The organism is Streptomyces specialis (assembly GCF_001493375.1).
GTDB lineage: Bacteria > Actinomycetota > Actinomycetes > Streptomycetales > Streptomycetaceae > Streptomyces > Streptomyces specialis.
The window spans coordinates 475,091-494,069 of the sequence record NZ_LN929895.1 but is presented as its reverse complement, the minus strand read 5'-3'; the positions used below and the strand labels follow the sequence as shown (position 1 = coordinate 494,069).

Below are 18,979 nucleotides of genomic sequence, written 5' to 3'. Positions count from 1 at the left end.
CGTCAGTTGAGGGGCAGCCGGTACTCGAAGCTTCTCGGCCTCAGATCTTCCTCAGCCGGTACCCAGTCGCGGAAGTGCAGCACCTGGCCCCCGCTCGTCACGTAGGGCTCGGTGCGCACGTCGACCTCGATGTCGCTCACCACGTAGAGATCCACGGTGTTCTGCGGCTTCCGCGCGTGCTCGACCTCGTTGATCGTCAACTCGACACTTGTGGCAGCGCCCGTCGTCCCCTTCACTTCGACGCACCGCACCTCTCCGTCACGGGTGCAGTGGAGGTCGTAAGGCTTCCCGAGACGCTCGACAGTCCATGCCTGCCGCTCATAGTGAGCAACGGCCATGTCCTCCGCGTGCAGTTCGATCGCCTTGCGTTTCTTCGGATCGGAGATGAAGCCGGCCCCCCGGCGTCGGCGTTTCGGTGCCTTGGACGTATCCACCTGCTCCGCGGTGATGCCGGGCGTTCGGTTCAGGGGCACCATCTGCCGGTCCGCCCAGCGCACGTGTATCCCCGCGGCGTCCAGCAAGGGCTGCGGGTCCAGGTCGACGAGCTTGCCGATGCCTCGCTCGATACCCGAACGCCGTACGGCGTCGCTGCCGGCCAGCGTCAGCGGCCCGTCCTCGTCGAGCGAAACCTCATGAAGCACGGCCAACGGCTCAATACCGAAGCGCACAGGGTACTTGATGGTGTTCTCAGCCTCTTCGTCCGGCCAGTGGGGGGCCTTCGCCTCGTAGAAGTCCCCGGCCACCTCGAAGAGATAGAGCGTGATCTTGCTGGTGACCCACACGTCGAGTGGAACGCGCGGGGCCACTCCCGTGGCCAGTACAGCGAAGCGGGGGCGTGCGGAGCGGAACTCGGGCTTCCACAGAGGGAATCCCCACGATCGCGTTTCGATGCCGTGCTGCAGGTTGCGCTGGGCTTCGGTGCTCTGACCGACGTGGACCACGACGAAGGATGCTGTCCCCATGGGAGCTGATCGTAATACAAGCCTTATATATGGGTCCATGCGCGAGCGGCCATCCACATCGGAGCCTTCCGCCCATCCGGCAGCCCCCCGGGTCGGCTCCTGCGGGCGGCCGTCGCCTCGGGCAGGCCTCCCCGCCCGTCGAGCACACCGTGCCGCTTCCCGGCCGCGAGGTCACCCTTGCCAGACCTATCGACTTTCGATAGCTTTCGATCGTGGCTCGATCGAAGGGGAGACGATGGGACATCTGACAGTGCTCGCGCTGCGTGCCGTGATCGTGGTGCTGGGCGTGGGTTCGGTGTTCGTGCAGACCGTGATGGTTCCGCTGTTGGCCATCGATCTGGACGAGGTGGACACCGGTCGTGCGGTTCCGGTGCTGGTGATCACGGTTCTGGGCGTCGTGGCGGTGCAGGTCGTGCTGGTCTGTGTGTGGCGGCTGGTGACCATGGTGCGGCGGGGGACGGTGTTTTCGCATGCCGCCTTCCGGTATGTGCATGTCGTGATCGGCGCGATCGTGGCGGCGGCTGTGCTGTTGTTCGCGCTCGCGGTCGTTCTGGCGCCGGGGGAGGCCGTCGCTCCGGGCATCGTGCTGCTGTTGTGCGGGGCTGTCGTGGCGGTCCTGGGGATGGCGCTTATCGTGCTCGTGCTGCGGATGCTGCTCGCCCAGGCCGTTGCGCGCGACGTCGAAGCGGCGCGGATGCGGGCCGAGTTGGAAGAGGTGATCTGATGCCGATCGCCGTCGACATCGACGTGATGCTGGCCAAGCGGAAGATGTCCGTGGGCGAGCTGGCGGACCGTGTCGGGATCACGCCCGCGAACCTGGCGGTGTTGAAGAACGGCCGTGCCAAGGCGGTGCGTTTCGCGACGCTCGCCGCGCTCTGCGAGGTACTCGACTGCCAGCCGGGGGACTTGCTGCGCTGGGAGCCCGGCATCGACGGGGGCGAGTGACGACAGGTGAGACGCACAGGGTTTTCGTCACGTGCGGAGGCAGGTGGTCAGCCAGCGGGTGATGACCAGTTCGGCGGTGCGGAGCAGTTCCGTTTCGTTGGCTCTCAGGGCCTCTGTCAACGCTCGCTCGCCGTCGTCGCCGAGCGCCCGGTGGAGGCCCTCTCGTTCCGGGGAGGCGGAGAGTTCAGGCGGTGCGGTGGCCCGATGGGGACGTGGATGTCGCGAAGACCCAACGGTTGCTCGCCAGTACGTCGTTCGGTTCGGGACGGGGCCCGCGGCCGTGGATCGTGGTGTGGTCGAAAGGGAGGTGAACGGACGCGGACCAGCCCCGTTTCCTCAAGTCGGCCGCCGAGTCGGGGCGTGGCTCGTCGCTGAACAACGTCAGCAGGTCCACGCCGATGTCCTTCGCCATGGAATAGACCGGCCCGTTCCGGGCCACCGGCGACACGGCGTCGAGCTTCACCTCGTAGACCAGCGTGCTTCCGTCCGCGCTCAACCGGTCCACTGTGGCGATGAGATCGCGCTCGGCGGCGTGCGGGAGGTAGAGCAGAAGCCCCTCGGCGACCCAGGCGGTGCGGGCGGCCGGGTCGAAGCCCGACGCGATCAGCGTCTCCGCCCAACCGGCGCACAGGTCGGCCGCGATGGGCACGCGCACCGCCCGGGGAGCGGCGTCCAGCTCGCGCAGCACCGTGTGCTTGAACGCCAGGACCTGCGAACTGTCCACCTCGTAGATCACGCAGCCGGGCGGCCAGTCGAGGCGGTAAGCCCGCGTGTCCAACCCCGCGCCCAAGAGCACCACTTGGCGCGCGCCGGTTCGGACCGAACCGGCGACGAAGTCGTCGAAGACCCTGGTACGCAGTCCGAAGTAGCGCGCCAACCGCCCCCACAGCGGGTTCGTTTCGCCCCCGGCGACCTCGTCCGGGTGGATCGGCCAGTTCGTGGACGCCCGCGCCGCGCGCACGAAGTGCTCCGCGAACGTGTCCCGGGCCAGGGCGTCGCCGCGGTGGGTCTCGATGGCCCGTGCCGCGGCGACCATGAGGGCGGTCTGGCCGACACCGCCCTCGACACCGGCGGTCAGCCGTCGCGTATCGGCCATGCCGCTTCCCCGGGGTCGAGTTCATGACCACGTGGCCGACTGGTCGTGGGTCGTGGTGCGAGCGCCGCCGTGCCCGTGCGCATCCTCAGGACGCCGCCGACGGGACCAGGTGGTCACCCGGGATACCCGCCTTCTCGGGGTGGTAGAAGTCCTTGATGCCCTCGACCCAGGTCGTCACCGCGATGCGATCCCCGTCCGTCGGACCGAAGGCCTCGAACAGGGCGTCGATGTTGGCCCGTTCGAATCCGATCGCGGTCATCAGGGCCACGAAGTCGGGGCGTTCGACGAATCCGTCCCCGTCCGGGTCCCCCACCGTCGCCAGTGCCTCGGCGAACTCCGCGATCGTCGCGTCGAAACGCTCGGGTGACAGCACGCACGCGACGAACTCGTCCAGGCTGATCCTGCCGTCGTGGTTGGCGTCCAGCTCGGCGGCCAGCGTCGTCCAGTACCGCTGGAAGGAGGCACGCAGCGCGCTCTTCGCCACGTCGTCGGCATCGGGCGCGGCCTCGGTGACCCGGCTCGCCATGAGGTCGAAGTCACTGGCCTCGATGGCGCCACTGCCGTCGGCGTCGAACAGGGAGAACACGACTTTGACGCGGTTGATCGCCTCTGTGCGCATGGGCCTTCACCTTCTCTTCCGGGGTCGCCTGGGATCGGCGCGGGAACGGCTCAGGAACGGCGGGCTGTTGGCCACCCGAGGTGCGGAGAGGCGTGGCAGCCCGGCGGTAACCCACTATCCGGCGGCGGCCGGGCTCGCGGGCGGGGAGGCCGAGGGGTTCACCTGATTGAGTGGACGCGGCGCTTCGACGTTTCGTACCGGGCGCCGGAAGATCAACTACAGCGGGTCACCGGGTAGTTGGCTGTACCGCTCGGCCAGGGCCGCGACGGTGTCGTGGTTGCCGGGAAACGTCACGCCGTCGATCCGGCTGATGGCCCGGACGCCGACAGCGGCGTTGGTGGCGAACGCCGCGTCGTAGCGCGGGAGGTCGGCCAGGGGCACCGCCGCGGTGGTGTGCTCGTGGGCCTGTCGCAGGAGTTCCATGGTGGTGCCCGGGAGATACTCCGCCTCCGGCCAGACGACGCGGCTTCCTTGGACGAAGCCGACGTTCCAGGTGGCTCCCTCGGAGATCGCGGACTGTTCGTTCACGAACAACACGTCGTCGTAGCCCGCGCGTTGGGCTTCGCGCCGGAGCCGGAGCGAGGCGAACAGGCCGACGCTCTTCACCGCGGGCGTGTCGCGGGTATGGACGGCGGACCGCACCCGCAACGGAGCCGCCGGCGAGCCCGCCGCCGGCCGGACGGTCACCAGCACCCGCGGATGGGCGTCCGCGCCGATGTGGCCCAGATCCAGGGCGGGATCGAAGATCGTCACCCGGACGACGCCGGTCCCGCCCCCCGGAACCACGCGGCGGGCGAGGACCCGCACGCGCTCGACGTCCAACTCCGTACCGAACAGCGCCCGGCAGTCGCGCGCCAGCCGCTCCAGATGCAGGGAGAGGCCGCGCACCCGGCCGTCGTCGACGCGCATCGACGTGAAGTGCCCGTAGTTGGTCAGGGCCAGGCTCTGCAGGGCGTCCACGTCGACCAGGCCGCCGTCCAACTCAGCTCGCACGACCGAACTCATGCTTCGGACCGAGCGGGGCGGTCCGGCTGGATCAAGTCCCAGCGGTTCCCGTACAGATCGCGGAAGACGGCGACCGTGCCGTACGCCTCACGGCGCGGCGTCTCCTCGAACTCGACCCCGGCCGCCCGCATCCGCTCGTAGTCACGGTCGAACGCGTCGGTGGTCAGGAACCACCCGACCCGGCCGCCGGTCTGGTCCCCGACTCGAGCTTCCTGCTCGGCGGTTCCGGCCTTGGCCAGTAGCACCGCCCCCTCCCGCGCCCCCGCCGGAGCCACGACCACCCACCGCTTCCCACCGCCGAGCGGCGTGTCCCCCAGCAGGCGGAAGCCGAGGACGTCCACGTAGAAGGCGAGGGCTTCGTCGTAGTCACGCACAACGACAGTCACCAGTCCGAGATGAGCCCCCCCCCGATCATCCCCGCCTCCGGGCCGGTTCGGCCATCGACTTCGTCAATCACCCGCTGTGACCGGAGTGTTCTCGGGGTCCGTGGTGACCGAGTAGACCGGTCCCTCGCTGATGCCGAGAGCCCGCATCACCGCGGTGGTCGGGACACGGTACTGATGTCCTACGCGGAGCACCTCGCACGGGAAGATCCCGAGCCGCACATGCCGGTATGCCGTGGCGCGGGCCACGCCGAACGCCCGTGCCGCTGTGCGGAGGTCCAGGATCACCGGAAGCTCGTAGAGCTCTCCGAAGGTGAGAGGCGGATCGACCCGTCGCTTCATCATCGTCCTTCCACGGGCTGCGCGCGCCGCGGTCGCCGCTCCTGCGGCAGCCACCGCGCGATCGACGCGGCGCACGCGGATGCGATCCCGTTCTGGGACACGACGACGCGCAACGGCGCGGTGAGATCGCGCTCGTCACCGGTGGGCACCTCGAACTGCCAGGCGCGGCCGTCCCGTACAAGACGGCTGACGACGCCCTCCATGTCCTCGACCGGCGATGTTCCCACGGCGCTCCGGCCGACCTTCCAGCCCGCCAGGCCGGCCGCGCGCAGCAGGGTCAGCCCGGGCTGGGAGATGTCCTGGTCGATGACCCGCAGTTGTTCGAGGAAGGCCAGCAGCATCGCGGCCTCGACGTCCGCTCGTTCCGCGCCGAGCCGCCGGCTCACCCGGTAACCGGTGCGCCGGAGCGCGGGAATCGCCATCCAGACGGCGATGAGCCGCCAGCGTTCGTCAGAGGCACTCTCCTCGTGGGCCCTGCGGACCAGTTCGTGCCAGATGGCACCGGCAAGCGTCTCGTCCACCGGCCGACTGTAGAGAGCCCCCCGGGCCTCCGCAGGACTCAGCAGGAGCCTGTCCTCGTGCGAGGTCACGGCGAGGAGATGCCGGGAGAGTGGCTGCGATGCCTCGATGCTCGCCTCGACGGAGTCGAGGGCGCTGGACCAGTGAAGCAAGTCTTCTTCCTCCGGTTGAGTTTCGATTCCCCGAGACCGCAAGAGGTCAGGGCTCGTCGGCCCAGTCGGGGCCGGTGTCGCTGGTGGTCGAGTCGGGTTCGTCCGTCGCGGGTGGGCGGTCGCCGGTCGGGGCGCTGGGACGGAAGTAGATGGTGTCGTTCTCGCCGCGCGCGGGGTCGTCCGCGAGATCGAAGTCCGGGCCCTGAGCCTGGGTTTGGGCCCAGTAAGGGGTGTGCTTCCCCATCGAGGGATCGGTGGTGGACTCGGGAGGAACGGTGGAGGTCTCGTCCGCCGGTGGGGGTGGTCCGTCGGCACCCGAACGGTCGGCCTTGAGGTCCTGCCGGATCCGCTCGGCGGCGGCACGGCGGCCGGCGGCTTCCGCCGATCGAGCCATGCGGTGCATGAAAACCCTGCGCTCGTCGGAGCCATGGGCGAACCCGAGGTCGTCCATCAGACCGGAGATGTGCTCGAACAGGGTGTCGTCCGGCTCCGCCTGTCCGGGGTCGGACCCCGCGGAGAACCATGGCTCTCCGTTCGCTCCCGAACGGTCGAAGTCGCCGAACGGTCCGGCCGTCCCCGGTCCAGCATGCTGAACGACCAAGTGCCGGAACATCTCGGGCACTTCCGTGTCGTTCGCGGCGGCTGTGATCTGAGCCAGCGGGCCGATCAGCTCAACTGCCTTCTGGATCTCGTCATCGTGCCTCGACATCCACCACACCACGGCGCTACCGGTGCTCTTGAGCACCTCGTCACCGAGGTACGCCCGCTTGTTCCGCTCAAGTTGACACTGGCGTTCCCAAGCTTCCTCCTCCTTGCGGAGACTCGCGTATTCCTGGAGCCGCTCCTGATCAGCGGGGGCAAGGGTGAGCCTGACGTTGGAGGCCAACGCGGTCACCAGGCCCAAGCCGTCCGGCAGTGGCACGCTCAGTGCTCCGTCGAGCAGGTAGCGGGAGAACTCCCAGCGGCTGGGGTGCTCTTGCCGGGTGATGCCCTGTGCCCGGTCGAGGATGGCGGCAGCCGCCAGACCCGCCAGATTCGGGTACGAGGCATCAGCGTTGTCCGGGGCAGGTCGCCACCACACCGACGCGGAGAACACGAAGTCATAGTCGGGGAGGGAACTCGGCAGCGTCACGTTGTGCACGGGCAGTTCCCGGTACGGAGGCTCGGCCGGTGAGTCGGGCACGACGTAGGGCTCGTCGGCGGACCGCTGTCCGGCCCGGGCGGCACCGCCGGAGCCGTCCATCCACATCAGGATCAGGCCGATGCCGGAGATGACGGTGAGCGATACGAGCACCCACAGCAGTACGGGCCAGCCCAGTACACCTCCCAGGACGATCGGAGTCAGACCGCAGACAAGAAGGACCACGTGAGCTTTGTTCCTGGAAATCAACGGTTCTCTCCTGAGTCCGATGCGCCAGGGGCGTCGTCGTCCACGACGTCGGCGCCCTGCGCGAGGTCGATCATCTGCCATAGCCGGGCAGCGGTCGCTTCCCTGGCTGCGCGGTCGTACGGAACAACCTGGGATTCGGTGAGGGCCCAATCGCACGTGACCACGTAGAGCCGGTCGAGCAGATCTCTGCGGTTCGAGGTGGCCGCCATCAGAACGCGCAACACCGGGGCCCATCGTTCGTTCTCGTGGACCGCCGAGAGCCAGCGGTGGACCGCTGGTGCCCAGTCGGCCATCGGTCGTTCGGCCAGAACCGTGTGCCAGGCGGCGGAGAGTTCGGGCCACGGAATGTCCCTCGGCAGACTCGCGGGCTCCGCGAGTTCGGTGAGCAGCGCCAGGTTGTGTTCCCGCTGTGCGTGCAAGCGGGACTGCAACCGTTCGACCAGCCGCCTGTACAGGCGTCGGCTTCTCGCAGCGAGTTCGATCAGTGCCGCGCGAGCCACTTGATGCTCCTCGCCTCCTCCGCGGACAGCGAGATGGTGCAGTCTGACCATGGCCTGGTCCGGATGGGTCGCGGCCATCACCTGTTGACAGACTCCGGTCAGAACGCGGACGAGGTCCGCCGACAGACGCGAGGAGGTCACCCATTGATAAATCTGTGAGCGGAATTTCGCCGCGTAACGTTCGTGGTTGAGTCCGTGTTCGAGCACGGCCGCCGCTTCGGGGTGCAAGGTCTTGGAGGCAGTGGGCTGCGTCCATGCCTCGGCGAGGGTCCAGAGGTGCTCGGGGCAGCCGACACCGAGAGACTGCTCGGCGAAGCGGGCGACCAGCTCTTTCCGGTCGTCGGCGGTGAGGGAGGGCAGCTCCGCCGAGCGTTGCACCCAGGTACGAAGCCCTGCCCGGAGGTCGGGGAAGTTGACCCAGAAGTGCGTCCGGACGGCCGAGTCGTAGGCAAGGTGATCGAAGCCGATCCGGCCCTCCCGATCACGACGGATGTCCAGGGCGGTCAACTGCTCGCCCAGGTCCGCCTGCGCGAGCCGCGGGGTCTCGTCCTCACCGTGATCGAGGGTCTCCAGCAGAGTGCGTGAGCCGTGGAAAACGGCATCGGCCGACGCCCCGTTGAACATGGCGGCAGTGAGCAACAGCGCTCGTTGGTGCGCGGCACGATGCTGTTTCACCTGACTGGCCACGCGATCCGTCCAGTTGGTGACCGCGGCGATCGCCTCGGCGTACCAGGAGGTGAAGTCGTCGCCGTACTGCCCGCTGTCCCGGGCGCGTCGGACCATGTCGGCCAAGCGGGCCAGCTCGCGCATCGGGGACCGCTCCAGCAGCTCGGTCAGTTCGGGCGCGGTCAACTGCTCCGGCTCGGGGCTTATACCGTCCACCCGCAGGTGCTGGCGGAACACGGACATACCGCGTGGCCTGCCGAGCCGGACGACGAGCGTGGCGAGTTCCGGATCCAGGAGGTAGTCCAAGCCTGCCGGGACGACGACCACCATGCGGGCGTCGCAGGTCTCGATCGCCGTGCGGTAGGCGGTAACGGTCCGCTGGGCGTCGAAGTACTTGTCCTCAGCCGTGTTGGACAGATCGACAAAGAAACGGTCTCCCGGGGCAGCGTCGAGGCTGCCCTCCTCCCGCTCCCCCGAGAGCTCCTCGAACCTTCCGTCGGACTCGCCGAGTCGGTGCAGCAGCATGATCGCCGCAGTCCGTCGTCCGCCGCCGCGCGGTCCGTCCAGGAGCACCACCGAACCGGGGTCGGCCAGCCGCTCACTGGCCCGGACGTAGTCGCGGGGAGGGATGAACCGCCTGCTGAGCTGGATCCTGCGGTTCCGGACAACTTGCTGAGGATCAGCGCCGGTTCTCACCAGCCGATCAGCGGAAGCGAGCATGTAGATGTTCTGCGATCCGTGGCCGCTGTGAATCGGCCCGCGAGGTGCCTGGATCCACGTACCGTCCCCACCGCTCATCGGTCGTCGTCCGGGCGTCGCCGCTTCCGGCCGAGCATCTCGGTGTGGTCGCCGTTCACGTTGTCACTGGGAACGTGCGCGCTGTAGTACTGGTGTCCCTGGCCGGTGTGGATCGGTCCTTGCGATTCGTTGACGAAGGTGCCGGAAAGGTCTCCGTTGAGCGTGCCGATGCCGCCACGTTGCTTGTACCTGGTGTCATGCGTCTGCGTCCGGATACTCCGGCCGGCCGCCGTGTCGTTGCCCGCGCGGTCTGTCGTCTCCTGATTCCGCTCGCGTCGGCGGTCGGTATCGACAGCCGCCAACTGCGGCAGCAGGTCGGCCAGATCGTTCGCGAGCCGGGTGAGATCGGCTTCGGCGTTGCGGGTGTCCAGCCGCCGGTACTGGTAGTCCGCCAGCTCCAGAAGGGGCGGGGGGAGTGCGTCGCGGTCCAGGCGGGTGGCCTTGCCGACCAGTACGGGAACGACCAGGGCGCCGCTCTCGAAAGCCTCCAGGATCTCGCGACGCGTCCAGTCCTCGGGGTCGTCGAGCGCCCGGCGGCCCTCCTGGTTCCGCGCTTCGGTCCAGCGTGGCCCGATGACCACGAGCAGCACATCGCTGCGGCGGACGGCGTTGAGCAGTTCACGCGGGAAGCGATGACCCGGCGCGATCGATTTGCTGGCACGAAACACGCGCTCGTCCCCGAAGCGGCGGGAGAGTTCACGCTCTATCAGGGTAGCCACGCCCTCCTCGTCCCCGGTGCGGTAATTCACGAATATTTCAGGCATAGCAAACTCCCTTTCCGGAAGTGTGGAATAGAGGGCAAGACGCCGCACGCGCGGGTCTCGTGACCGGGAAACGCGACCGCGGGATGTCAGCCCGGGGGGTACTGAAGCGCCTCAGCCAGCGCCGGCTGCAGGCTGCACACCGCCCGGTTCGTCCGGAACCGCGACAATTCACGGGCAAGCCGCCGGATGTCGGCATTCACGGTGACGGAAGGCACGGTCGCCGCGAACCCGAGCAATTCCTTGGCGATCTCGCAGGAGTGTTCGATCTCTCCCGCGGCGGCATGGGCCAGTGATCTCCGCATGCCGTACCTGATACGGGTACGAAGCGCCCGGGGAGCGATGCGCATGCACTCTCGGTCAAGAATTCCGGCGGCCTCCCGGGGACGCCCCAGGTCGTACAGGCACCAGCCGGTCACCATCGCCGCCGGGTCCGGCACGTGTGTCATGCCGATCGTCGGCGCCCCATCGGCCTCCTCCTCGGCGGACGCGAGCAGTTCACGCGCGCGCTCCATGCTGCTGAGGCAGGCGCGCTCGTCACCCGCCAGAGCATGTCCCTGCGCTTCGCGCTGCGCGGCGAGACCCCGAATCCTGGGCGGCAACCCGCCGTCCTGGGCCTGGCCGGCGAGAGCGATGGTGTGTTCCGCGTCGGAGTCGTAGAGAGTGATCAGCGCGCGGCGCACGAGGGCGTAGGAGGCGAGATGGTGATCTCCTCCAGCCTGTGCCAGTTCGACCGCCTCCGCCGTCCAGGCGAGGGCTGCGTCGTTGCCACCCGCTTCCTGAGCCATCCAGCCGGTGTACTCGGCGAAGCGGGCGGCGATCACCAGCAGTGCGGTCCGATCCCTCGAACCGCTCCTGGCGGCGAACTCGAGCACGATGCGCGTCTGGGCCTCCAGCAGGGGCACGAGGGCTGCCGGATCGGCGTTCTGACCGAGTTGTCGCATGTGGTCGAGCTGGGACAGGAACGGGGAGGTGAGGGACTTCGCCCCCAGCCATGAGACGTTCTGGCCCGTGGCCAGGTGGACCCCGATCAACGAGCCCGAGCCCGCCGTGAGCACCCTTCGGCGCTTCACCAGCGATGGGTCGTTGACGGGTCGGGAGACACGTCGCGACGATTCCCGTTCGGCTAATCGCCGCAGTTTCCCTCCCGCACCGAGTAATGCGTCACACCGCCCGGCCAGATCGGGGGAGACAGGCTTCATTCCGCGCTCGACCCTGCTGAGATGCCCCTTGGTGTATGTCACGGCCCGTGCGAAATCACTGAGGGTGAAACCTGCCTCAAGGCGCAGGCGGCGTAACTCTGCGCCGAATTTAGGGGACTCGCTCATACCAATACCATCCTCCGGGATGTAGGCAGCCGCGTGTGAAAGGAAGGGAGACCGGGGCACTTGCCCGGCACCCGGAAGAGAGTGTGGCATGCGGCGCCTCCGCGTAACAGCGGTTCTCAGGGGTTGTCTGTTGCCTCTTTGCCGAGCCGGGAGAAGGGGCAGTGGGGACACAGAATCAGGAATGCGGTGGGACTCGTTCCCGACGCCTGGCCCCACCCTCGGGTGAACGTTCATTCGGTTTCTTCGCCGTGCGACCGCGCACCCAGGGACGCCCGCCGCGCACTCGCGGGAAGGCTCGACGCCGACCGGCGGGAGCGGGCGGGGGCGGGAGGGCGCGCCTCGAGCATTGTGACTCTGTGCGAGCGGTTCGTGATCGTGGGGAGCGGTGAGTTCTCGCCCGACCCCCTTCTGTGCGGTGACACGGCCCGGGAAGGAGCCGACCGCGCGGGGACACGGAGCGGTGGCGGTCTCTTATACACATCCTTATATACACCTCCGCGCGCACGCGCAACACACAAAAAACTGATAGCCGCCTCTGCTTTTGAATGTGTGCGGATTGTATTGTTTGTTAGTGTGGCGCGTGCCTCGCCGCATCCTTGTCTTCCTCTCTGGTGGGTGGGTGAGGAGTTTTGCAGGGGGCGGGCGGCGGGGGGTGTGAGGAGCCCCCCGGTTTGCCGGGGACCCCCAACCCCCCCCCCACGATCCCCCCCGCCGCAAAAGCGGCATTTACCCCGATCAGAATGAGGTTCTCCTTCATGTCCGCGACCAGCACCCTTGGCACCCGCCCGACCAGCAGGAGCCGCAAGGTCTCCATGGCCGGTGTCGCCGCCGCAGGCGCTGCCGCTCTGACGTTCTCGATCCTTCCGAGCCCCGCCCCCGCCGCCGAGGCCGCGGCCGTGACCACGGACGTGACCGCGTCCGCCGATGTGAGCACCTTCCGCATGGAGACCCTGAGCGACGCGATAGGCAGCCAGCAGGCGAGCCTGGAGACTCAGGCGGAGTCCGCCGAGCAGGCCGAGCCGACCTACGAGGACAACCTCGATGGCTGGATCCGCGAGGCGCTCGACATCATGAAGAAGCACGACATCCCCGGCACCTACGAGGGCATCCACCGCAACGTGATGCGCGAGTCCAGCGGTGACCCCCACGCCATCAACACCTGGGACATCAACGCCATCAACGGCATCCCGTCCAAGGGCCTGCTCCAGGTGATCCAGCCCACGTTCGACGCGTACCACGTCGAGGGCACCGCGCACGACCTGTACGACCCGGTCGCCAACATCGTGGCCGCCTGCAACTACGCGGCCGACCGCTACGGCTCGATGGACAACGTCGACAGCGCGTACTGAGCCGCCCTCCGGCCCGGAGGAAACGCGCCCCGCCGGACGGGCGGGGCCAGGGGCGGGAAACCGCCCCGGGGGACACTGATCAACTGTCATACATACTGTCCGCACGCACGGTTGCCTCGACCGAGGGGGTCGGGGCCGGTGTGGGGCTGACTGTCAGTAGCCACCGCTAGCCTTCTCAGCGTCTTCACACTGGTGTCGGAATTCCCCGGCTCCGCTGTGCTGACGTGGTGTTTTCGTGAGGTTGAGAGGTGGGGGCCCATGGGCTGGGTGCCGGCGGGCGAGGGGTATGAGATCGCCCTTCTGGATGGGCGGGTGGCCGCGCGGGCCACAGCCGGGCGGAGAACCGGGCGGCAGTTGAAAACGCTGCCGAAGGCGTTGAAGGACCACCCCGAGGTGGACCGGCTGCGGCGGCTCGCCGAGTGGCTCGGCCGGCACGCCACGGCGTGCCTCGCCCAGGTGGACGCCTGGATGGTGTCGTCGCTGCCCGTGCCGACCGGGCTGCTGGCGCGGGTCTGGGCCGACGAGGCGTGGCGGGCCGCGCTGCGGGACGCCGTGGTTGTGGGGGACGGGCCCGACGACGTCGGGTTCCTGCGGGACGCGTCCGGCGCCGGGGAGCTGCGGATCGTCGATCTGGACGGCGAGACCGTGCGACTTTCACCCGAACGAGTGACGTTGCCGCATCCGGTGCTGCTGCCCGACCTGGCGGAGCTGCGCGAGTTCGCGGCGGAGCTGGGGATCACGCAGGGCATCGAGCAGATCCACCGCGCGACCTGGCACAAGCCCGCCGACGCGGCGGGCGGGGCGGACGGGGCGCGGACGGAGGTGTCGGAGTTCGCCGGGGGCGCGTTCCCGTCCCGTTTCGCGCTGGCCGCCCGCGCCTCGTCGCTGGGGTACCGGGTCTCCGGCGGTTACGCCACGTGCCAGGTGCGGGACGGCGGCGGGACCGTCGAGGCGTCGGTGTGGATCGGTGAGCCGTACTGGGACGAGGACGTCGAGACCGGCGGCCTGTCCTGGCGCGACCGGGAGGGCCGTTCCCTCCGTGTGGCCGACGTGGGCCCGGTGGCGTGGTCCGAGGGGATGCGGATGGCGTCGGCGCTGTACGCCGGTCGCGTGATCGAGGAGGGGAAGGCCGCGTGAGCGCCAACGAGGAGCTGTTGCGGGCCGGGGCCGTGCTGCCGCCCGGTACCCAGGACGCCGGGGAGCGCGCGGTGCCGCTGACCGCCCGGGGGTACCGGCATCCCGCGCTGGACGACCGGGTCGTGGTGCGGCTGGTCGCGGCGGAGCTGGGCGCGGCGGAGGATCTGGCGGCGGGCTTCCTGGGCCTGGAGCCGGACGGGGAGCCGGCCGTGGTGGGCATGGGGCTGCGGCAGTCGCTCGGTTTCCCGGAGTGGGTGCTGGCGCATCACCCGGAGGACGGGCGGCACGCGCTCGGGGTCGTTCCCGAGCTGGAGCGGGTGGCCCGGCAGGCGAAGTCCAAGCCGAAGGCGGCGCTGGACGCGTATGTCGAGCTGGCCGGGCGGCTGGCCGCCTCGGTGCCGCACTTCCTGCCGACGTTCTTCGAGCAGGCCGGGCGGGTCTTCCTGGCCGTGGAGAACGCGACGTACGCGGCGCAGATGTTCGCCCGCGCCCGGCGGGCCGAGGCGGAGCACGGGCTCGCGGTGGACGAGGAGCGGCTGGACGCCGTCTTCCTGGAGTTCGCGCTGGCCGGGGCGCTGCCGGTGAAGGTGCTCTCGGGTTACGCGAAGGACCTGGCGGCGCGGATACCGGCGGACGACGCGCTGCGCCGTTTCACCCGGCTGTGCGTGCGGCGCACCGCCGGCGGGCTGCCGCCCTCGCCGCAGATGGCGAAGGACCAGCGGAAGCTGGCGCGGGCCGCCGGGCTGGACGCCGACGCGGAGGAGCGGGCGTATCTGCGGGAGCTGCTCGGGCTGCCCGCCACGCTGCGTGCCTCGGCGGCCTGGTGGGCCGGGCACCGGGCGGCCCTGACCGCGCTGGCGCGGCAGGACCCGGAGGTGCGGGGCAGGCTGCTCGACCTGATGCCGTCGAGCCGCGACGACCACATGCCGGAGCTGTGGCTCCAGGTGCTGGAGGAGTCCGGCGCCACGGCCGGGCTGACCGGCCCGGCGGGCGGCTCCACGGACGGCCCGGCGGACGGCTCCACGGGCGGTCCGGTGGCCGGGGCCGTGGTGGACCGGGCGCCGGTGGACGGGGTGGTGGGCTGGTTCCGGCGGTTCCTCGGGCTGCGGGGGCAACGGTGGCGGCAGGAGCGGCTGCCCGCGCTGTACGGGCTGGTGGAGCGGATGGCCGGGCGGGTGCGCGCGGAGCTGGCCGTGTCGGGCGAGCGGCTGCGCGTCACGGACGACCTCGACCTGCTGGACCTGCTGCTGGAGCTGGAGATCCCGGTCGAGGAGTTCGACGCGAGGCAGGACCTGCCGTTGCAGGGCTGGGCGCGCGGCGAGGGTCAGCGCGACCTGCTGGCGGTGGCCGCCGATCCCCGTTTCCGGCGCCCGTTCCACAAGGCCGCGGACGGCCTCGGCCAGTCCGACCGGGCCATGCGGGTCGTGCGGCTGCTGGCCCGGTCGCCCGGCGGGCGGCCCATGCTGGCGGAGTGGGTGCGCGCGGTCGCCCGCCAGTCGGTGGCGGCCGGGCTGCCACGGCTCCCCGACACGCTGCGGAGGCTGGCGTGGCTGCCGGGCGAGGCCCTGGTCCTCGCCGAGGCCGAGGTCCGCGAGGCCGCCGGGACGGACCTGGCGCCGGTGCTCGCCCACACGCTGCGGGCGGGGCTCCTCGACGAGCTGGGCTGGCCCGCGTGGGACGAGGCGGCGGCGTCGCTGGTGCCCGCCAAGGACGTCGAGGACCTCATCGTGGCGGACGCCTGGCCGCACCTGATCGTCTCCGGGCGCGCGCAGGCGCGGGTCATCGGCGCCGAGGGCACACTGCTGACCCACGACCTGCGGATCCCGGCCGGCGCGACGCACACCTGGGACGACCCCGGCATGCACTGGGTGGACGGCGAGCTGCTGGTGTACTGGGCGGCCCGCGACGACGGCGGCCGGATCCACGGGTACTGGCACACCGCCGCCGACCGGCCCCGGCCCATGACGGACGCGGGTGAGCACCGGCGGCGAGGCGTCCGGATGAACTGGTACCTGGGCTCGGAGCCGGTGACGCTGCCGCTGCCCGGCGGCGGGCGCGTCACGGGCGGCGGCGTCCTCCACCGGGGTGACACCACGGTGCCCGTCGACGAGCCGCTGATGGGCGACGGCGTGTCGTACTGGGTCTGGGCACCGGAGCAGGCGGGCCGCGACCACGCCGGGTGGTGCGTGTACGACCCGGCCTCCGGGCGGGTCGGCCGCGCGGAGCTGCCGGCCTTCCTCGCCTCGGCGGAGCGCGCGTCCGGCGGCGGACGGTTCCACGACGGCTGGGTGCGGCCCACGCCCGGCGCGACCGCCGGCCCGGCGAGCGCGCCGGTGGACGGCCTGCTCGGCTGGCGCGTGGTGCGGCTGGGCGACGGGTCGCTGCGCGGTGAGGACATGGCCGGGCGGACCGTCACCGTGCCGCCCGGCGCGGGCACGCTGGCCGGCCTGGTCGTCTTCCCCGGCGCGGACCGCCCCACAGCGGTCGTCACCGGGCGGAGCTACCGGCTGGAGCTGATCGACCCGGACGGCGTCGTCACCGCCACGGCCAGGACGGACGACCCGCCCGGGGAGTTCGCCGAGGGCACGCTCATCCTGCCGCCCAGCCAGTACTGGCACTGCCTGCGGCCCCGCGACCCCGAGGGCTCCGCCGTGCTGCGCCGCGTGGACCGCGACACCGCCGCGGCGCTGCTGGCCGCCGCCGAGGGCGGCACGACGCCGCCGGAGCGGCTCCGGGCCGAGGTGCGCCGCGTCCTGCCGGGCGTCACGCATGACGCGCTGGTGGCCGGTGTCGCGGGGGTGGTGCGTTTCGCCGCCACGCAGCAGGCGTCGCTCGACACGGCGACGGCGCGGCTCACCTCGGCGCTGGAGGCGGGCGGGCGCGACGCGGCGGACGCCGGGCCCGTCCCGGGCCCCCGCGACTTCGCGCTCCGCGAGGCGCTGAGCGGGCTGTGGGCGCACGGTTCGTACCACCGGGACCGTGAGGCGGCCGGGACGATGGGCACCCTGCACGCCATGCGCCGGGCCCTGCGGGAGCCGCGCGTGCCGGAGCCGGGCGACCCGGCGGGCACGCTCCACCTGTACGGCGCCGAGCTGCCGTACGCGCCCGCCTGGCACGAGGTGCTCGACAACGCCGCCTCGGTGGCGTTCCGCGCGGCGGCGGGGACGACGGGCGAGGAGGACCGGGACGCGCTGGTCGCGTTCCTGGCCGCGCTGACGGAGCTGGGGCTCGTGGAGGCCGGGAGCGACGCGGGGAGGGGCGAGGCGGCCCGCTGGCGCCGTTTCGCCCTGTTCCTCGACCGCGCGCCCTGGCCCACCGCGCCGGTCCGCAGCGGGAGCTGGCGCGGCATCCTGCCGCTGGCCGGCGGCGCGTTCATCGTCTTCCTGACCACGAGCCGGAAGGACGACGGGTACGAGTTCGACGCGCTGTTCCACGACCCGTCCGGCCGGTTCGCGGTGCCCGAGCCCTATGCGACGCGGCGCTCCTCCCCCGCCGCGAGCGGGGACGGGGCGGGCCGCGTCACCGGGGTGACGGCGGAGCTGGCGGCACGCGGCCCGGCTCCGTGGTTCCCGGCCGCCGCGGAGGAGTTCGCCGCGCTGACGGGCATAACGCCGACGCTGGCCGCGCTCGTCGTCGCGGGCCTGCCGCACCTCGACGCGGACGGCCGGAGCTTCCTGCCGCCGGAGACGCGCCAGACGCTCGGCGTGAAGGCCACCGAGGCGGCCGTCGCCAGGGATCAGCTCCGCGCCCTGGACGTCCGGGTCCGGCGCGCCCTCGTCGCCGCCCTGGTCCCGGAACGGCCCGAGCGGCTGTGGACGGACGGCCCGGACGCCGCCGCGGCGGCCGGGGTGTGGCTGCGCGAGGTGGGCCGCAAGCCGTCCGTGCCCGAGGTGCTGCTCGGCGAGGCGAGCCGGATCAGGTACCGGGCGGGCGTGTGGCTGTCGGCGCTGCTGGACCCGGCCGGTGATCCGCTGCTCGCCCGGGACCTGCGCTGGGAGATCCGGGAGGACCGCGTCCGGCCCGTCGAGGACACGCCCGGCTTCACGGCCGACAGCCTCACCGGCGTCGTCACCATGGCCGCCTGGCTCGCCCACCGGCTCCCGGCGGGCGACCCGCTGCGCGCGGCGCTGCCCGCCGCGCTGGCCGCCGTCCGGGACCGGCTGGCGGCGCCGGGCCTGATGCTGCCCCTCGGGCGGTTCGCGAACCTGCCCGCGTTCCGCAAGGTGGCCGGACACCCGGACGAGACCGGCCCCGGCTTCGAGCGGTACGGCGCGGTCGTCATGGCGACGCACGACGACGAGCCCTCCCCCGCGATCCGGGTGGAGCTGCTCGACGCGGCGGGCAGCGACCCGTTCCTGACCGTGCTGGTCGAGGCCGCCGGGGACCCGTTCCCGATGGAGGTGGCGCTGCGGACGGCGCGTGATCCCCGGTTCGCGCTGCTGCTCGCCGACCCCGGCGATCCGGCCGGGGGCGAGCGGGACAAGGACGGCTTCTGGTGGCCGCAGGACCCGTCCCGTTCCGTGCCGGAGCTGGTGGCCGAGGCGGCCGGGGAGTACGGGCTCGGCCCGGACGCCGCCGCGCTGTACCTCATGCTGCTGGCCATGCCCGACCCCACCGACAAGAACGCGGCGCGGTGGACCGGCTGGAAGCCCGCCCGTCTCAAGGCCGCGCGCGCCGAGCTGGCCGCCACAGAGCTGGTGGTGGAAGGGGCCCGCGTCCGGGCCGGGCGGTCGCTGTTCCTGCCCGGAAGCTGGGTCGACGCCGGGGCGGGCGTCGTGCCGCTGGAGGGGTGGAAGCTCCCGCTGTTCGACCTGCTGACCGTGCGGGAAGCGGGTGGCGTCGCCGTTCCGCTCGACGTGGCCGTGCCGGTCGAGCCGGCCGCCGACGTGTACCGGCGGGCGTGGCGGCGGATACGGGAGGGGGACGTTCCCCGCCTGGAGGAGCTGGCCCTGCCCAAGGGCCGCGCCCGCCGCCGCTGAACTCCGCCACCGGGCCGGGCACGGCACGGCCCGGCCCGGTGGCACCGC

16 protein-coding genes are annotated in these 18,979 nt (G+C 71.1%); 5 read left to right on the top strand and 11 right to left on the bottom strand.

Annotated elements, in window-relative coordinates:
• Positions 1-2 precede the first annotated feature (2 nt).
• A complete protein-coding gene (locus BN2279_RS16995; protein WP_234347964.1) occupies positions 3-962 on the bottom strand; it encodes a protein NO VEIN domain-containing protein in 960 nt (319 codons plus the stop codon).
• A 235-nt stretch (positions 963-1,197) separates the two neighbouring features.
• Here BN2279_RS16995 and BN2279_RS16990 point away from each other — a divergent pair, with 235 nt between their 5' ends.
• Positions 1,198-1,686: a DUF2975 domain-containing protein gene (locus BN2279_RS16990; protein WP_059010469.1), complete on the top strand. Its 489-nt coding sequence runs from the start codon at positions 1,198-1,200 to the stop codon at positions 1,684-1,686.
• Positions 1,686-1,907 carry a helix-turn-helix domain-containing protein gene (locus BN2279_RS16985; protein WP_059010468.1) on the top strand — a complete coding sequence of 74 codons (222 nt, stop codon included), beginning with the start codon at positions 1,686-1,688 and terminating at the stop codon, positions 1,905-1,907. Before BN2279_RS16990 ends, BN2279_RS16985 begins: the two co-directional genes overlap by 1 nt.
• Before the next feature lie 184 nt (positions 1,908-2,091).
• Here BN2279_RS16985 and BN2279_RS16980 read toward each other — a convergent pair whose 3' ends face one another.
• The 10 genes from BN2279_RS16980 to BN2279_RS16935 form a co-directional block, all read right to left on the bottom strand.
• Positions 2,092-3,003 carry a class I SAM-dependent methyltransferase gene (locus BN2279_RS16980; RefSeq protein WP_059010466.1) on the bottom strand — a complete coding sequence of 304 codons (912 nt, stop codon included), beginning with the start codon at positions 3,001-3,003 and terminating at the stop codon, positions 2,092-2,094.
• A gap of 85 nt (positions 3,004-3,088) precedes the next feature.
• Positions 3,089-3,622 carry an EF-hand domain-containing protein gene (locus BN2279_RS16975; protein ID WP_059010464.1) on the bottom strand — a complete coding sequence of 178 codons (534 nt, stop codon included), beginning with the start codon at positions 3,620-3,622 and terminating at the stop codon, positions 3,089-3,091.
• A gap of 216 nt (positions 3,623-3,838) precedes the next feature.
• Positions 3,839-4,615 carry an aminotransferase class IV gene (locus BN2279_RS16970; RefSeq protein WP_234347963.1) on the bottom strand — a complete coding sequence of 259 codons (777 nt, stop codon included), beginning with the start codon at positions 4,613-4,615 and terminating at the stop codon, positions 3,839-3,841.
• 8 nt (positions 4,616-4,623) lie between these two features.
• Positions 4,624-5,013, bottom strand: a complete 390-nt coding sequence (locus BN2279_RS16965) for a VOC family protein (RefSeq protein WP_234347955.1) — start codon at positions 5,011-5,013, stop codon at positions 4,624-4,626.
• Between the two features lie 63 nt (positions 5,014-5,076).
• Positions 5,077-5,355 carry a helix-turn-helix domain-containing protein gene (locus tag BN2279_RS16960; RefSeq protein WP_324612841.1) on the bottom strand — a complete coding sequence of 93 codons (279 nt, stop codon included), beginning with the start codon at positions 5,353-5,355 and terminating at the stop codon, positions 5,077-5,079.
• On the bottom strand, positions 5,352-6,023 hold the full coding sequence (locus tag BN2279_RS16955; RefSeq protein WP_059010455.1) for a hypothetical protein: 672 nt from the start codon (positions 6,021-6,023) through the stop codon (positions 5,352-5,354). Before BN2279_RS16955 ends, BN2279_RS16960 begins: the two co-directional genes overlap by 4 nt.
• Positions 6,024-6,069: 46 nt before the next feature.
• The gene (locus tag BN2279_RS16950) at positions 6,070-7,389 is read right to left on the bottom strand and encodes a hypothetical protein (protein ID WP_059010454.1); all 1,320 of its coding nucleotides are present in this window, start codon (positions 7,387-7,389) and stop codon (positions 6,070-6,072) included.
• 20 nt (positions 7,390-7,409) lie between these two features.
• Positions 7,410-9,299, bottom strand: coding sequence for a hypothetical protein (locus BN2279_RS16945; RefSeq protein WP_234347942.1), 1,890 nt, complete (start codon positions 9,297-9,299; stop codon positions 7,410-7,412).
• A gap of 74 nt (positions 9,300-9,373) precedes the next feature.
• On the bottom strand, positions 9,374-10,141 hold the full coding sequence (locus tag BN2279_RS16940; protein WP_059010449.1) for a toll/interleukin-1 receptor domain-containing protein: 768 nt from the start codon (positions 10,139-10,141) through the stop codon (positions 9,374-9,376).
• An 86-nt stretch (positions 10,142-10,227) separates the two neighbouring features.
• The gene (locus BN2279_RS16935; RefSeq protein WP_059010447.1) at positions 10,228-11,466 is read right to left on the bottom strand and encodes a helix-turn-helix domain-containing protein; all 1,239 of its coding nucleotides are present in this window, start codon (positions 11,464-11,466) and stop codon (positions 10,228-10,230) included.
• Positions 11,467-12,221: 755 nt separating this feature from the next.
• On the opposite strand from BN2279_RS16935, the gene BN2279_RS16930 reads away from it, so the two are divergent.
• The 3 genes from BN2279_RS16930 to BN2279_RS30700 all read left to right on the top strand — a co-directional run bounded on the left by BN2279_RS16930 (position 12,222) and on the right by BN2279_RS30700 (position 18,931).
• Positions 12,222-12,815: a transglycosylase SLT domain-containing protein gene (locus BN2279_RS16930; RefSeq protein WP_059010445.1), complete on the top strand. Its 594-nt coding sequence runs from the start codon at positions 12,222-12,224 to the stop codon at positions 12,813-12,815.
• Positions 12,816-13,073: 258 nt separating this feature from the next.
• Entirely contained in the window at positions 13,074-13,952 is an 879-nt protein-coding gene (locus BN2279_RS16925) for a DUF4132 domain-containing protein (protein WP_059010443.1), read from the top strand.
• Entirely contained in the window at positions 13,949-18,931 is a 4,983-nt protein-coding gene (locus tag BN2279_RS30700; protein ID WP_059010441.1) for a hypothetical protein, read from the top strand. Before BN2279_RS16925 ends, BN2279_RS30700 begins: the two co-directional genes overlap by 4 nt.
• Positions 18,932-18,979 lie beyond the last annotated feature (48 nt).

Bases quoted from the DNA above. Each gene is read 5' to 3' on its own strand.
- BN2279_RS16995 (WP_234347964.1), bottom strand. From the start codon at position 962: ATGGGGACAGCATCCTTCGTCGTGGTCCACGTCGGTCAGAGCACCGAA.
- BN2279_RS16990 (WP_059010469.1), top strand. From the start codon at position 1,198: ATGGGACATCTGACAGTGCTCGCGCTGCGTGCCGTGATCGTGGTGCTG.
- BN2279_RS16985 (WP_059010468.1), top strand. From the start codon at position 1,686: ATGCCGATCGCCGTCGACATCGACGTGATGCTGGCCAAGCGGAAGATG.
- BN2279_RS16980 (WP_059010466.1), bottom strand. From the start codon at position 3,003: ATGGCCGATACGCGACGGCTGACCGCCGGTGTCGAGGGCGGTGTCGGC.
- BN2279_RS16975 (WP_059010464.1), bottom strand. From the start codon at position 3,622: ATGCGCACAGAGGCGATCAACCGCGTCAAAGTCGTGTTCTCCCTGTTC.
- BN2279_RS16960 (WP_324612841.1), bottom strand. From the start codon at position 5,355: ATGATGAAGCGACGGGTCGATCCGCCTCTCACCTTCGGAGAGCTCTAC.
- BN2279_RS16945 (WP_234347942.1), bottom strand. From the start codon at position 9,299: ATGCTCGCTTCCGCTGATCGGCTGGTGAGAACCGGCGCTGATCCTCAG.
- BN2279_RS16940 (WP_059010449.1), bottom strand. From the start codon at position 10,141: ATGCCTGAAATATTCGTGAATTACCGCACCGGGGACGAGGAGGGCGTG.
- BN2279_RS16935 (WP_059010447.1), bottom strand. From the start codon at position 11,466: ATGAGCGAGTCCCCTAAATTCGGCGCAGAGTTACGCCGCCTGCGCCTT.
- BN2279_RS16930 (WP_059010445.1), top strand. From the start codon at position 12,222: ATGTCCGCGACCAGCACCCTTGGCACCCGCCCGACCAGCAGGAGCCGC.
- BN2279_RS16925 (WP_059010443.1), top strand. From the start codon at position 13,074: ATGGGCTGGGTGCCGGCGGGCGAGGGGTATGAGATCGCCCTTCTGGAT.